The following is a 12636-nucleotide window of genomic DNA, read 5'->3' as shown; positions in this document are numbered from 1 at the left end:
CCTTATTGAAAATTTTTGTCGTGATTTTATCAAAAATATTGTTAAAAGTTTTTTAAGCTTTTAAATTTTTAGGCTATTTTTGGTCTTTTAGCTAAAATTTAATCGCATCAACCCATAAAATAACTATAAATGAGCTTTAAAATTGTAGCACCGACGACTATCAAAAACATCGTTCGTATAAATTTTACCTCTTTTTTTATAACCATATTTGACCCAATGTATGCACCTAAAATTTGTCCAATACCCATCAATACGCCAACTATCCAAAGCACATGTCCGCCGATGATAAATACACCTAAAGATACGATATTACTAACAAAATTTAAAACTTTTGTATGTGCAACGGCTCGTTTCATGTTTGCGCCTATTAAGACTACTATGGCAAATGTCCAAAACGACCCTGCTCCTGGTCCGAAAAATCCATCGTAAAAACCAAGTGCAAGACCAAAGGATATATAAAACGCGCGGATATTCATCCTTGCTTTTCTGTCCTCTTCGCCGACTTTTGGAGCAAAAAGAGTGTATATAAATATCGCGATCAGTAAAAACGGTATGATTACTTGCAAAAATTTAGCATCAAGCACCAAAATAAGAGCCGTGCCGATACATGCCCCTATAAAAGCAAAAACAATACCGATCCAAATTTCTTTATAATCAACCATGCCTTTTAAGCTAAAATTTAATGCGGCAGTAAAACTTCCGAAACTTCCTTGGAGTTTGTTTGTTGCAAGGGCGACATGAGGAGGAACACCCATCGCCATGATGGCCGGTAAGGTTATAAGACCTCCGCCACCTGCGATAGCATCAACAAAACCACCCAAAAATGCAGCGGCAAAAAATACACAATAAGCTATAAGATCAAACTCCATACTAACCTCATTTATGAAATAAAGAGTTTATTTTACAGTTTTTAATATAAAAATTTAATTGCAAAAGAAAAATTTAAGAAAAGAAAGAGAGTGAGTTCCGTTTAGGAACTCAAAAAAGCGCGTTATTTTATAACACCGCAGATCATTCTAGCACCACCACCGCCAAGAGGCTTTGGATGATCATGGTGGTTATCTCCGCCTACATGTATCATCAAGGAGTGACCTTTTAGCTCGCTTATGCTTTTAATTTTTGGTGCTAGCACAGGATATAGAGCGTTACCTTCAACATCAACTATCAAAACAGGTAGATCGCCTTTATGTCCTTTGTCATCCCATGCAAATGAGTGTTTCTTAGTGCCTTCCGGATCCCAATGTCCTCCGGCTTTCATGCCAAGACCTTTTTCGGTTGCACCGCAATCTGGATTTTCATGCACGTGAAAGCCATGAATTCCGCTTGCGATACCCTTTAAATTTGGGAAAAACGCTACGCCGTGACTAGTATCAATAGCAACAACTTCGCCTACGGCAACATTACCTTTTTCGCCAAGTTGCTCCATGTTGATAACAATGTGATCTTGAGATTTTGGGTCAAACACAACCTCGTTTGCAAACAAAGCCGTACAAGCCAAAGCGCCTGCTAAAAGTATCTTTTTCATCTACTCTCCTTTTTAATAAAGTAAGAAAATAGTAACTTAAATTTGTAAATAAAAATTATTAAAAAGATAAAATTATCGTATATTTGAAAAAATTTCGTTAAGCTCAGACTTTTGTCCTATACGATAAAGCGAAAAATCATACTTTATGGGGTCATTTTCATCAAAATCTATGAGTTTTTGCGTGATTTGCAAAACTGTTTGAAAGTCATAGCTCTTTCTTGTGCAAAGACCAAGCGCAAGAGAAATTCGATGCGTGTGCACATCAAGTGGCAGCAAAAGATCTTTTTTGTTTAAATTTTTAAATAGTCCTAGATCGATATCGCTATCTCTAACCATCCAGCGAAGATACATGTTATATCTTTTATAAGGAGAGCTTGGGGATTTATCAAACGGTTTTGAAAAGAAGAACTCATAACCTTGCGAACGATAAGAGTTTAGCGAGTAAATAAATTTAATAAATTCGTTTATAGCGTCTATCATTGCGTGATTTTTATCAAATCCTCGCCTAAAAATCTCCTCTATATCACCTTGCCTTTTAAGTCTTGAAAGAGTTATAAAAATTTGTTTTACATCTTCTGTGGTTTGAAAGCGGTATTTGTGATTTGTCAAATTTTTCTTTATATACTCTTCATTTTCATCAAGTAAACTAAAATCAAGAGAATTTAGAAATTTCACTATAAGCTTAGCGTTACCATAAGCAAAAAGAGCGCAGATAAGTGCGATATGAGGCTCTTTAAATTTTGTTGCTACTTGAAGTGGATCAGCGTAAGAGAAAAGCTCATCATCGCTGTTTTTACTAGCAACATGAGCATTAAGAACTTCTTTAATAGTCATTGTTTAAGCGACAACAAAGTATCAAGCATCTGATCTACAGTCGTAATAATCTTAGCTGCGGCACCGTAACTTGCTTGAAAGCGGATCAAATTTGTAAGCTCTTCGTTCGTATCAACTCCGCTTATAGACTGAAATTCACTCTCAGCCGTCTTTATAAGACTTGTGTTTGTTTCGTTTAGCAAGTTATTGCTTTCGGTGTCACTTGCGATATCCGTAGTCACATATCGGTAAAAACCCTCTATCGTCTCTTCTCTATCCATTGCAATACCGTTAGAGTAGAATGTAAGCTTGCTGTATTGGAGTTGAACCATGCCGTTAGCTACGGAGTTATTGCCCGTAACAGGTTTTGAGTAAGCTCTTATCTTGGTATGGTCTGTTTTAAATTCATCATTTATATCGATATTTTTCGCATTATCGCCTGTAAAAAATTTATTTACTCCAATCACTCCTGGGAAATTTGTCCCGTTATCGACAAAGGCGATACTATACGTGCCTTGTGCAAATTTTGGCGTAACCGCAAATAAACCTTTGTTTGAGTTTTTATCATACGCATAAGATGCAGAAAAGTAGTCATTAACATCGTTTGTCATGTTGTTGTCGTTATTATCGTCGGAATTTGAGTTAAAGTCGCTAACTATAGAGTTACCGTAAGTGGTGTCGTTCATAGTTGTCGTTCCGTCGATCTTTATCGTCTTTCTAGCTATCTCTTCGCCTTGATTATTATAAACAATAACATCAAAACTGCCCTGTCTTATGCCTTCATTATAATTCATAAGCGTCTTAGAATCTTCCAAAAAGCTAAATTCATCTGTTGCGGCAACTTCAACTGCCGACTGTGCATAAATATTATTTGTATTATCTATCAAAGTTTTAGCAAACGTATCAAGGTTATCGATGTATTTTTGAACCGTGCCGTCGGTAAATTTCATCCTTGAAGTATCGTAATTTCTTCCTCGAAGATCAAGAGCAGCGCCGACTTTACCGTTTTGTATATAGTTTTCCATCGGAATTCTTTTACCGTCTTCTCGCTCATAATAAATTTGTGAAAATCCGCCGTTTGCCGTCTCATCGATAGAGAGTGGGTGGAAATTTACACCGTCTATGATACTAACACCACCTATATTTAACGAGTAGTATCTGCCCTGATCGGTTATGCCGGTATTGATTTGTGAATTGCTAGAAAGATCGCTTTTGTAAGTTGAAACATTTACAAGTCTTGAGATGGCAAGCTCAAGCTCGTCGCGTTTATCTCTAAGATCGTTGGCGTTTATTTTTATGCCGGCATCTCTGCCACTTTCTACGCGCAAAATTTCTTTATTTATATTTGATATTTGCTTGGCAAGATCGTTTATCTCTTCGATATTTATCTTTATCATATCGTCGATCTCATATTGGATCTTATCTAGCGTCTTTGCCGCTTGATTTAAATTTGAAGATAAAACACTTGATAAATTTAGTAAATTTACCTTTTGTGAGCCTTCGTCTGGATTTGACGCAAAATCATTCCATGCACCAAAGTAGTTTTGTATATCTCTTACTATGCCTCTATCATCAAGGTCTGGAAAATTTTGTGCTATCTCTTGAAGAATTCTTTGTTTGTAGCCTGTGCTTTCTGAATTTGAAGAGGCGAGTTTTAGCCTTGAATAGGTAAATTCATCATGTATACGAGTTATGGTATCTACTTGTGTTCCCATGCCAACACCACCGGGAACAGTGTTCATAGCTGGTGCAGCCGACTGCACGACACGCTGTCTTGTGTAGTAGTTACTATCTGCGTTTGATATGTTATTTCCGGTTGTGCTTATCTGAAGCTGGGCAGCGTTTAGTCCTGAAATTCCTGTATTTAAAGACATAAATATATTTGCCATGACTAAACCCTTGTCTTATATAAATTATTTGAATTATTCGTAGAGCCGTATTCGTTTGAATTTTGACCAAAAATTTGTTTATTTAAAGAGTCGAAAAATTCTTTTACAACAACAACGTGTCTTGCGTATTCTTTATTTTTAACATGTAGCTCTTCAAGTTTTGAACGCATAAGGACGAGCTTAGACTTAACTTCATCGTCAAGTACGTTAGCAAGCGCGGTCGTGTTATTTTCTTTTGAAACTTTAACCAGCTCTTTATCTAAAGCCTTTTTTGTTGTTTCAAATTCACGAACCAAAGATAGCTTTTTCTTCACGCTCTCATCAACAGTTGAGTGCTTTGCCTCTTTTATATTTTCTATGTCTTGCACTGTTGCCTTTATAAGCTCTTCAAGACTTGCTATCGCCTCGTCCAAATACCTCTTTAACATCTACTTCCTTTAACTTAAGCTATCGCGTCAGCTACAGCCTTTGCCGTTTTAGAAATATCTATCTCATAACTTCCGTCGGCGATAGCAGCTGCGATCTGAGCAACTTTGCTATTTTTATCTACGTTAGTAGTAGATAGCTCCTGCTCTTTTCTAGCTTCAGGCGTTTTAATGCCTGAATTTGCACCAAAGCCGATGTTTGTGCCTAATGAACTTATCATTTTGTATCCTTTTTTAGGTTTCTTACACATTACATCGGCATAAATTTAAATTTCTTAAGAGTCTCTCTTTAAAAAATTAAATAAAAGCTCACTAAACCCAAGCCCACCGCTTAAAGCACGGCTCATTGTGTCATTATACATCGACTTATATATATCAGATCCAGCCTCTTTTGGAAACAAAGATTTCTCGTCTTCTTGCTCTTTTAATGCTATATCAAGAACAGCCTTTATCATAAAAGCCTCAAAAGCATCAGTTTGTTCTTTTAAGAGTTCATCATTTTTTCTATCTAAAATTTTTTGATCAACATTTATATTGTTGTATGAATTTAATGCCAAGGTATTATCAATTTGCATTATAAAACCTCCAAATCAACATGTATCGCGCCAACTCTTTTTAAATTTTCAAGTATCGCTATGATATCGCTAGGACTAGCGCCAAGTCTGTTTAATGCACGAGTTACATTAGCAACAGTTGTCTTTTCACCTGAAATTTTAAGCAGTCCTGCATTTGGTGAGATAGCTGTATCACTTTGTAAATTTACATCGGCCTCTTCGATATTTTCATAAGAATTTGGCTCAATCTTGATCGTGATATCTCCATGTGTAACAACAACTGGGTCTACAACGGCATTTATACCACTCACCACGGTTCCTGTTCGCTCGTCTACAACTATCTTCTCATCAGCCTTGTAGTCGATCTCAAGATCAAGAACACTACTTACTATCTCTATTATATTTGCATCTTGCGGTCTTCTAAGCAAGATCGTTCTAGGATCAAGCGCTATAGCTATATCATCTCCGATGTTTGCATTTATAGCGTTTTGTATATCAAGAGCGGTTTTAAAGTTTGTATTTTTTAGGCTTAAATTTATATTGTTTTGATTGTAAAAGTCATATGTTACCTCACGTTCCACAAGCGCACCGCCAAAAATACTTCCTGCAGTTAGGTGATTTGAGCTAGCTCCTGCTCTACCGGAGCTTTTGCCTCCAAGTGTCAGTGAGCCTTGCGCAAGTGCATATATATCACCGTCTACTCCTTTTAATGGAGTCATAAGAAGCGTTCCGCCCTGCAAGCTTTTTGCATCTCCGATAGAAGAAATAGTAACATCAAGCTTATCTCCGTGTCTTGCAAAAGCAGGAAGCTTTGCGGTAACGATAACGGCAGCGGTATTTTTTGATTTTATATCATCTGGGTTTATTTTTACATTGACTGTTTGAAGCATGTTTGAAAGCGACTGGATCGTAAATTCAGAGGTACTTCCATCGCCTGTTCCGCTTAGTCCTACAACCAAGCCATAACCTATAAGCTGGTTATCTCTAACGCCCACAACACTTGCTATATCTTTAACTTGCGCCGCAAAAGCCAAAGTGCTACAAGACATACAAACAGCAAAAGTAAGTAATTTTTTCATTGCATTTCCTGCTTAAATTTTAGGATTTAAGCTAAGAAAAGCAAAAATTGTTCCACATTTAAGATAAATTATCCAAAATACGAAAGAGTTGTCGCTCCGAATTTTTTGGTTTTTAAAAGAGCAAAGTCACCGATATTTTCAGGAAATTTAAACGAACTAATATGCTCAAAAACTATCATGAAAATTTTATCTTTTTGAACTCTATTTATAAGAGTTAAGAGCTTATCGTAGATATCATCAAAACCGTCTCTAATATCAAAAGGCGGATCAAGATACAAAAGCACTGGACTTTTTTGCGAGGCAATGATATCCGGTAAAACCAAAAAGCTATCAGCATTTACTGCTTTTAAATTTATCTCATCGATACTTTGCATATTTTTTCTAGTAAGGGTAAAAGCCGCTTTATCTTTTTCTATAGCTACTGCCGATAAAGCGCCGTTGCTAAGAGCTTCACACGCCATAACTGCACTTCCACCAAAACCCTCGATAAAAACCTTACCTCGCAAGTCATTTCTAAGAGTATCAAAAAATGAACCTTTGACGATACTTTTCGTGCTTCTTGTTGTTTTTAAACTAGGAAGCTCAAGTTTTTTACCTTTAAATTTACCGCTTGAAATGGTTGTAAAAATTTTACTCAACTTCTTGACCTTATAAGCGAGATGACGTCTTTTTTAAACTCTTCTATCAAAGCCAAAACCTCTTTTTCCAAACTGTCTTTCTCCAAATTTTCTTGCACACTTGGTTTTATCTGGATCGCAGAGTAAAATTCCTCTAATAAATTTAATAGATTTTGCTTTGTAAAAGGCAAATTTATATGTGAGCCTATCAAAAAAAGAGGCTTTTGAGTTGCAATCTTTCTATCAGAAACAACAAAATCGCAATCTTTATGCTCGGCTATAAAATCCTTACAAAACATAAGAAGCGTCTTTTGAAGTAAAATGCATTCGCATTCAAATGAAATTTTCATATCCGTCCTTTTTGTGATTTTAACTAAATTTTTCAAAAAAACAGATAAACACTATAAAGGTTTTTTGTTTTTTCCCGATATAAATTGTAATCATGGATATTTCAAGGAGAGGATATGGAAATTTTTAAGGTAGCGGCAAACCAAGTCATGGACTCTACCGCTTCGATCTCGCAATCCAAACAAGAAACAAGGCAGGTAGAAGATACGCAAATTCAAGAGAATTTAGTAAACAAAGAGCCAAGTAAAAAGCTAAGTGAGGTTATCGAGGAAGAGATAGATAAGCTTAGCGAAGAAGATCTTGTAAAAAAGACAAAAGAGAGCACGGAGAAGTTAAATTTCCAAATGGAACAGCTTGACGCCAAAGTCAGGTTTGAATACAATGATAAACTAAACATGATGGTAGTTCAGGTAAAAGACGCTAAAACAGGCGAAGATATAGCGCAAATACCAAGCAAACAAGCCATTAAAATAAGTGAATATTTTAAAGAAAGCATTGGTATGCTTTTTGACAAGGAGAGTTAAAAAATGGCAGTAGGAAGCGTAACAAATTTAGGTTTTGGAACAACAGACGGCATACTTAATAGCGAACTTATAGATAAGCTAAAAGCCGCCGACGAAGCCGCACAGATAGACCCGCTAACAAAACAAATAGAAGCAAACCAAACAAGAAAAAGCGACCTTTCGGCTATTAGAACGTTAGTTAGCAACGTAAACGTTAGTGCAAAAGCTCTAACAAACGAAACACTTTATCTGCAACGCTCTGTTAGTTCAAGCGGAACAAGTGCTAGCATAACTGCAAGTGCGGGCGTAAGCATACAAAATTTCACCCTTGACGTGCAACAAGTAGCACAAAAAGATACTTATCAAAGTAACAGAATTTACAGTGCTACAAGTTTAGCCGGAGCAACTGCAAACGGCTCTTTTGATATAGAAATCGGCAATGACAAATTTTCAATATCAGTAAAAGAGTCAAGCACATATCAAGATATTATAGACAAGATAAATGAAGTAAGTGGCGGCAAGCTAGAAGCTCGTATTATAAACGTCGGTGGCTCTACAAATCCATATCAAATTTTACTACAATCCGCAGACACAGGAGCATCTCAGGAGATTAAAATTTCAAACGACACTTCAGGTGTTTTAAAAGCTCTTGGATGGGATAATGAAGAATATGCCGTAACAAACGAAGACGGAAGTGCTGTTTTAAATGATGACGGCACGCCAAAAATGACTTCAGATTTAGAGAAAAACAGACTTTTAAAGGCGCAAGACGCTATCTTTACCTATAATGGCGTGAGCGTCACTAGAAATACAAACAGCTTTGACGACCTTCGCCCTGGTGTAACGATAACGCTTAATGATACAGGCAGATCTACTTTTAATATCTCGCAAGATACCACGCAAATCGTAGAGGCATTGACAGAATTTTTAAACGACTACAACCTAATGGCGGAAAACCTAGCTATAGCGACAAGCTATGATGAAGATACCGATTCTACAGGCTCTTTCCAAGGCACAAGTGAAGTAACCGGCATAAGATCAAGTATAAGTCGTCTTTTAATGTCTCAAGATAAAAATGGTCTAGATATAAATCAGCTCGGCGTTAGCATGAACGAAGACGGACAGCTTGAATTTAACCAAACAAGCTTGCTTTCAGCACTAAATTCAAATCCAAACGCAGTCAAAGAATTCTTTATGGGAAGCACTACTCAGCAAACCATAACATATACCGGAAATTCAAGCATCAGTGCAGGTAAGCTTGAAGTCAAGGTAGGAGATATCAACATAAATGGCACAGCCATATCATTTAGTACTGACGAAAATGCAACCGCAAAACAAAATGCAATCGCTCTAATGGAAGCCATAAATAACGCCGGCATAAGTGGTCTTACAGCCAGTCTTGATCCAAGCGAAGAAAGGATCGTTCTAAAAAGAAATGACGGCTCTGAAATAAGCATAGGCGGAGATAGCGATGTCTTAGCTAAACTTGGCATGAGCGCAACGACAATAAATCCTAGCAGCATAACAACAAGCGGTTTGTTTACAAATTTAACAGATAGGATCCAAACTTTTATCGGAACTAACGGCTCATTAACCACGCTTGCAACAAGACTTCAAAACGAAGGCAAGTCGCTAACTGATGAAAAAACAAGAACACAAGAGAGTTTGGACTCAAAATACTCTATAATGGAAGAGAGATTTTTACAGTATAACAAGATCCTAGCAGAACTTGAAAATCAACTCTCTACGATCAAAAACATGATCGAAGCAGAACTTAATAAAAACAAGTAAGAGAAGAACATGAATAACTCAGCAGCATATAACGCATACGCACAGTCAAGCTTTGGAGGCATAGAGTCTCCGACTAAGCTTATAGAGATGCTTTATGACGGAATTTTAAAATTTATATTTCGCACCAAAAAAGCCATAGAAGTCGGCGACGTAGAAAAAAAGGTATATTATATAAATAGAGCTAATGCAATATTTGTTGAATTGTTAAATTCGCTTGACTACTCACAAGGAGAGGTTGCACACTACCTTAGCGGACTATACGCGAGACAGATACAACTTCTAGCCATAGCAAATATCAATAACGATATAAATGCACTAAACGAAGTAACAAATGTCGTAAAACAGCTATCTGAAGCTTGGCGAGAGGTAACAGCGTAATGAACGAGTGGATAAACCAGTATAAATCAGCTCTAGTAAACCAAGACGCATCAAAATTAGAGAAGTTATCTCAAAAATTTAATGAGCAAAATTTTAAAAATTTAAGTGAACTACAAGAGGTTGAAGCACTTATCTTACAAGCAAAAGAAATTTTTAACAAAAAAGCCGTTCATATCAAAAATGAGATCTCAAAACTAAAAAATGCACAAAAATACATAAGCGATAGATAGAGGCACGGTGATAAGCCGAGTTCTGTCTTGAGCGATCATTTATCTCATCTTGCATTTACATACAAGCTCTAGCGAAGGGTTTTATCATAAGACCAAAACCACCCCTTCTTGCTGCGAGTTGGGTTTATATGGCTACGCAAGTTGCCAAGCGTACCGGTGGGCTCTTACTCCGCCGTTTCACCTTTACCGCTTTCGCGGAAGTCTGCTCTCTGTTACACTTTCCCTTAGGTTACCCTAGCCATCCGTTAGATGGAACTCTGTCTTATTGCAGCTCGGACTTTCCTCTTTTACAAGCGATCGCTTACCGTGCCAAGCGAAATTATAACCAAAAGGCTTTAAAAAATTATTATTTGGTTTTGTCATTTGCAAATTTATGCTAAAAGTTAAGCGCAAACTGTTTTGACTGACAGTTAAATTTTATAACATAAATATAAATTTTATCTTGACGCAAAATACGATCGATAAATTTATACTCTAAAACCAGCGCTCTACTTATGTTGTGAGGGGGTAAAGAAAATGAGAGTGAAAAATTTGAGTGATGATTTTATGAAAGTGCCTAAAATAGGTAATTTAAAGAGCTTCACTCTCAGTTGTAATGCAAGAAATTTCTCAAACAAAAAATCCCTATAATCCCAAATCGTCCGTTTTGTCCCGAAAGTGATGGAAAAATACTACTTCTTTAAACGCTTATAAAGCCCAAATAAACGACATTTAAAAGCCATTTAAAGGCTGGAAAAATCAAGGAAAATTTTAACGATATGGTAAAGCTTTGATATTTGACTATAAAAATTTGGCTTAAAATTTTAGATGATTAAGGGACAAATTTATTAAAAAAATGTCCCTTAATAAAGCTTAATGTCCCTTAATGCTTTAAAATACCGATATTATCGTATTATATTTAAGGGACACCGTGTTTTATTTATGTATTTTATTGTTTTAACTTAAAATTTTACTTTTTTGATTAAGGGACATTTTTATCTTATTTTTATCTATTTTTCTTTTTTGATACATAACCCTATTGTATAAAGTATCTATGTCATTAATTGATAACTTCTCAAGCAAAATAACCTTTTTATTTAATTTTTCACTTGCAAAACTAAATAAGTCAATTTCAGTATCTAACATACGCCAAATTTTAACAATTGCATCTATTGTATATTCCTTAAAGCGCTTTGAATCCAATATTCTCAAATTTTTTCTAAATTTAGCTTTTTCTATATATAAATATTTTTTAACGTCGTTATATTGTGTTTGTTGTAATAAAGAATATTTAGGAACTTTGAATTTTCTTTTTATATTTCCATATATTAATTGGTAGTAGTTTTCTCTTCCTAAACCATCCATCATCTTTGCAATATCTTCAACAAATTCTTGTATTTTTTGTTGCTGCTCTGGAGAAATATGAATACTACTATCATATTGATGGTCTTCTACAATTTTTTGCACCTTTGGCTTCTCGCTTAAAGTATAGTGATTTATATGTATATTTTCGCCTATGATTTGATTATTATTGCTACCTTGTATGATAAAATTATTTGCTGGATTTTTTAGAATTTTTTCTAATGATGATTTTACTTTGGCATTATTCATTATGAAAGCTCCTTGATTTTTAGTAGCTTTTCTTTTAAGTCAGAAATTAGCTTTGTGTTCCCATACTTTCTAAGAAGCTCAATAACCTCTACAAGTTCCTTGCTGTCACTTGTGCTTCCTATGGAAATATTGCTACCTGAAATTTGTGTGTTATGATCTCCAGAAATACTTTGGTATCCAAATAGATAATTTAATGATTCACCACTAATTTCAGAAATTTTCTTTAATACTTGGCTTGGTATTTTGCGTGAGCCGTTTTCATACCGTATATATGTCTGTTTGTGTATATCAAGCTTTTCTGCCATCTTGTCTTGTGTATATCCAAGGTTGGCTCTTATTTCTTTCAAAATATTATCCATTTAGCTTCCTTACTCTTGACTTTTATTATCCATTTGGATAAAATAACTTCAAAATTTGTTTAAATTGTATCCAAAAAATGGCTTTTGGACAAATTTATTACGCAATAAAAGGAGTGCTGATGTCAATAAAAGAATACTTTGATAACAATAGCATTAATATTTCGGCTTTTGCGCGCAAATATGATATTGATAAAAATACTCTATGGAAAATTATTAATGGAAATTTGACAGGCAAAAGAAACACCAATGGAAATACTAGAAAAATATTTGAATTGTTTTTGGAGTTAAAAATTATCCAAAAGCTACCAAACGGATTACAAGAAGATAAGGCTAGCTAATGCTGTATGTTGAAAGTGCTGTAGCTACTGAAATTTTTAGTACTAGTCTTGAAGCCCTTAAAAAATCGGCACAACGCAATTCCTCTAAATACCCATTTATCCGTATAAACGACGCAGGCACCAGAAGTCGCGGCGGAGTAAAGTTGCTATTTGAGGTTGATATTGCCGACATTAGCTCTTGCGTAAGAGCTAAAAAG

General features: G+C 35.6%; 18 protein-coding genes and 1 other RNA gene. 6 read left to right on the top strand and 13 right to left on the bottom strand.

The genetic code is table 11. The features are described 5' to 3' along the window. Positions 1–107: 107 nt before the first annotated feature. From CCAL5182_RS07200 to CCAL5182_RS07155, 10 genes are all read right to left on the bottom strand, one after another. Entirely contained in the window at positions 108–869 is a 762-nt protein-coding gene (locus tag CCAL5182_RS07200; RefSeq protein ID WP_169935735.1) for a TSUP family transporter, read from the bottom strand. Positions 870–991: 122 nt separating this feature from the next. Further along, positions 992–1525 (bottom strand): superoxide dismutase family protein, encoded by a 534-nt coding sequence (locus tag CCAL5182_RS07195; protein WP_336610631.1) that lies wholly within the window; start codon positions 1523–1525, stop codon positions 992–994. Between the two features lie 72 nt (positions 1526–1597). Beyond that, positions 1598–2359: a TIGR02757 family protein gene (locus CCAL5182_RS07190; RefSeq protein WP_169935731.1), complete on the bottom strand. Its 762-nt coding sequence runs from the start codon at positions 2357–2359 to the stop codon at positions 1598–1600. After that, a complete protein-coding gene (gene flgK, locus CCAL5182_RS07185; RefSeq protein WP_336610630.1) occupies positions 2356–4227 on the bottom strand; it encodes a flagellar hook-associated protein FlgK in 1872 nt (623 codons plus the stop codon). Before flgK ends, CCAL5182_RS07190 begins: the two co-directional genes overlap by 4 nt. Positions 4228–4229: 2 nt before the next feature. Beyond that, positions 4230–4655, bottom strand: coding sequence for a flagellar export chaperone FlgN (locus CCAL5182_RS07180; RefSeq protein WP_169935727.1), 426 nt, complete (start codon positions 4653–4655; stop codon positions 4230–4232). A gap of 14 nt (positions 4656–4669) precedes the next feature. Then, on the bottom strand, positions 4670–4873 hold the full coding sequence (locus CCAL5182_RS07175) for a flagellar biosynthesis anti-sigma factor FlgM (RefSeq protein ID WP_169935725.1): 204 nt from the start codon (positions 4871–4873) through the stop codon (positions 4670–4672). 54 nt (positions 4874–4927) lie between these two features. Next, entirely contained in the window at positions 4928–5227 is a 300-nt protein-coding gene (locus tag CCAL5182_RS07170) for a rod-binding protein (protein WP_169971663.1), read from the bottom strand. Beyond that, positions 5227–6285 carry a flagellar basal body P-ring protein FlgI gene (locus CCAL5182_RS07165; RefSeq protein WP_336610629.1) on the bottom strand — a complete coding sequence of 353 codons (1059 nt, stop codon included), beginning with the start codon at positions 6283–6285 and terminating at the stop codon, positions 5227–5229. The genes CCAL5182_RS07170 and CCAL5182_RS07165 overlap by 1 nt, the downstream gene beginning before the upstream one ends. Positions 6286–6353: 68 nt before the next feature. Beyond that, the gene (gene rsmD, locus CCAL5182_RS07160) at positions 6354–6923 is read right to left on the bottom strand and encodes a 16S rRNA (guanine(966)-N(2))-methyltransferase RsmD (protein WP_169935719.1); all 570 of its coding nucleotides are present in this window, start codon (positions 6921–6923) and stop codon (positions 6354–6356) included. Then, a complete protein-coding gene (locus CCAL5182_RS07155; RefSeq protein WP_170000063.1) occupies positions 6920–7252 on the bottom strand; it encodes an ornithine carbamoyltransferase in 333 nt (110 codons plus the stop codon). The genes rsmD and CCAL5182_RS07155 overlap by 4 nt, the downstream gene beginning before the upstream one ends. 114 nt (positions 7253–7366) lie before the next feature. Between CCAL5182_RS07155 and CCAL5182_RS07150 the strand changes: the two genes are divergently transcribed. The 4 genes from CCAL5182_RS07150 to CCAL5182_RS07135 are packed head-to-tail and all read left to right on the top strand — an operon-like array spanning position 7367 to position 10152. After that, positions 7367–7774: a FlaG family protein gene (locus CCAL5182_RS07150; protein ID WP_169935715.1), complete on the top strand. Its 408-nt coding sequence runs from the start codon at positions 7367–7369 to the stop codon at positions 7772–7774. A gap of 3 nt (positions 7775–7777) precedes the next feature. Further along, positions 7778–9544, top strand: a complete 1767-nt coding sequence (gene fliD, locus CCAL5182_RS07145; RefSeq protein ID WP_336610628.1) for a flagellar filament capping protein FliD — start codon at positions 7778–7780, stop codon at positions 9542–9544. Positions 9545–9553: 9 nt separating this feature from the next. Further along, positions 9554–9922 carry a flagellar export chaperone FliS gene (fliS, locus tag CCAL5182_RS07140; RefSeq protein WP_169935711.1) on the top strand — a complete coding sequence of 123 codons (369 nt, stop codon included), beginning with the start codon at positions 9554–9556 and terminating at the stop codon, positions 9920–9922. Beyond that, a complete protein-coding gene (locus tag CCAL5182_RS07135) occupies positions 9922–10152 on the top strand; it encodes a hypothetical protein (protein WP_169935709.1) in 231 nt (76 codons plus the stop codon). The genes fliS and CCAL5182_RS07135 overlap by 1 nt, the downstream gene beginning before the upstream one ends. On the opposite strand, the gene rnpB is transcribed toward CCAL5182_RS07135, so the two are convergent. From rnpB to CCAL5182_RS07120, 3 genes are all read right to left on the bottom strand, one after another. Then, positions 10148–10465: RNase P RNA component class A (gene rnpB / locus CCAL5182_RS07130), an RNA gene on the bottom strand. The genes CCAL5182_RS07135 and rnpB overlap by 5 nt on opposite strands. 623 nt (positions 10466–11088) lie before the next feature. Then, positions 11089–11742, bottom strand: a complete 654-nt coding sequence (locus CCAL5182_RS07125; RefSeq protein ID WP_336610627.1) for a hypothetical protein — start codon at positions 11740–11742, stop codon at positions 11089–11091. Next, positions 11742–12101 (bottom strand): helix-turn-helix transcriptional regulator, encoded by a 360-nt coding sequence (locus CCAL5182_RS07120; RefSeq protein ID WP_336610626.1) that lies wholly within the window; start codon positions 12099–12101, stop codon positions 11742–11744. The genes CCAL5182_RS07125 and CCAL5182_RS07120 overlap by 1 nt, the downstream gene beginning before the upstream one ends. 119 nt (positions 12102–12220) lie before the next feature. Here CCAL5182_RS07120 and CCAL5182_RS07115 point away from each other — a divergent pair, with 119 nt between their 5' ends. Both CCAL5182_RS07115 and CCAL5182_RS07110 read left to right on the top strand, forming a co-directional pair. Further along, positions 12221–12439, top strand: a complete 219-nt coding sequence (locus tag CCAL5182_RS07115) for a hypothetical protein (protein WP_336610625.1) — start codon at positions 12221–12223, stop codon at positions 12437–12439. Then, a partial coding sequence (locus CCAL5182_RS07110) for a hypothetical protein (protein ID WP_336610624.1) occupies positions 12439–12636 on the top strand: 198 nt, incomplete at its 3' end. The genes CCAL5182_RS07115 and CCAL5182_RS07110, both read left to right, overlap by 1 nt.

The organism is Campylobacter sp. 7477a, assembly GCF_014892335.1.
Taxonomy (GTDB): Bacteria; Campylobacterota; Campylobacteria; order Campylobacterales; family Campylobacteraceae; genus Campylobacter_A; species Campylobacter_A californiensis.
The sequence above is the reverse complement of the archived record's forward strand: the minus strand, read 5'-3'. Positions and strand labels throughout refer to the sequence as shown.

Bases quoted from the DNA above. Each gene is read 5' to 3' on its own strand.
- CCAL5182_RS07155 (WP_170000063.1), bottom strand. From the start codon at position 7,252: ATGAAAATTTCATTTGAATGCGAATGCATTTTACTTCAAAAGACGCTT.
- CCAL5182_RS07195 (WP_336610631.1), bottom strand. From the start codon at position 1,525: ATGAAAAAGATACTTTTAGCAGGCGCTTTGGCTTGTACGGCTTTGTTT.
- CCAL5182_RS07135 (WP_169935709.1), top strand. From the start codon at position 9,922: ATGAACGAGTGGATAAACCAGTATAAATCAGCTCTAGTAAACCAAGAC.
- CCAL5182_RS07175 (WP_169935725.1), bottom strand. From the start codon at position 4,873: ATGATAAGTTCATTAGGCACAAACATCGGCTTTGGTGCAAATTCAGGC.
- CCAL5182_RS07180 (WP_169935727.1), bottom strand. From the start codon at position 4,655: ATGTTAAAGAGGTATTTGGACGAGGCGATAGCAAGTCTTGAAGAGCTT.
- CCAL5182_RS07125 (WP_336610627.1), bottom strand. From the start codon at position 11,742: ATGAATAATGCCAAAGTAAAATCATCATTAGAAAAAATTCTAAAAAAT.
- fliS (WP_169935711.1), top strand. From the start codon at position 9,554: ATGAATAACTCAGCAGCATATAACGCATACGCACAGTCAAGCTTTGGA.
- CCAL5182_RS07165 (WP_336610629.1), bottom strand. From the start codon at position 6,285: ATGAAAAAATTACTTACTTTTGCTGTTTGTATGTCTTGTAGCACTTTG.
- CCAL5182_RS07115 (WP_336610625.1), top strand. From the start codon at position 12,221: ATGTCAATAAAAGAATACTTTGATAACAATAGCATTAATATTTCGGCT.
- fliD (WP_336610628.1), top strand. From the start codon at position 7,778: ATGGCAGTAGGAAGCGTAACAAATTTAGGTTTTGGAACAACAGACGGC.
- CCAL5182_RS07170 (WP_169971663.1), bottom strand. From the start codon at position 5,227: ATGCAAATTGATAATACCTTGGCATTAAATTCATACAACAATATAAAT.
- CCAL5182_RS07120 (WP_336610626.1), bottom strand. From the start codon at position 12,101: ATGGATAATATTTTGAAAGAAATAAGAGCCAACCTTGGATATACACAA.
- CCAL5182_RS07150 (WP_169935715.1), top strand. From the start codon at position 7,367: ATGGAAATTTTTAAGGTAGCGGCAAACCAAGTCATGGACTCTACCGCT.
- flgK (WP_336610630.1), bottom strand. From the start codon at position 4,227: ATGGCAAATATATTTATGTCTTTAAATACAGGAATTTCAGGACTAAAC.
- CCAL5182_RS07190 (WP_169935731.1), bottom strand. From the start codon at position 2,359: ATGACTATTAAAGAAGTTCTTAATGCTCATGTTGCTAGTAAAAACAGC.
- CCAL5182_RS07200 (WP_169935735.1), bottom strand. From the start codon at position 869: ATGGAGTTTGATCTTATAGCTTATTGTGTATTTTTTGCCGCTGCATTT.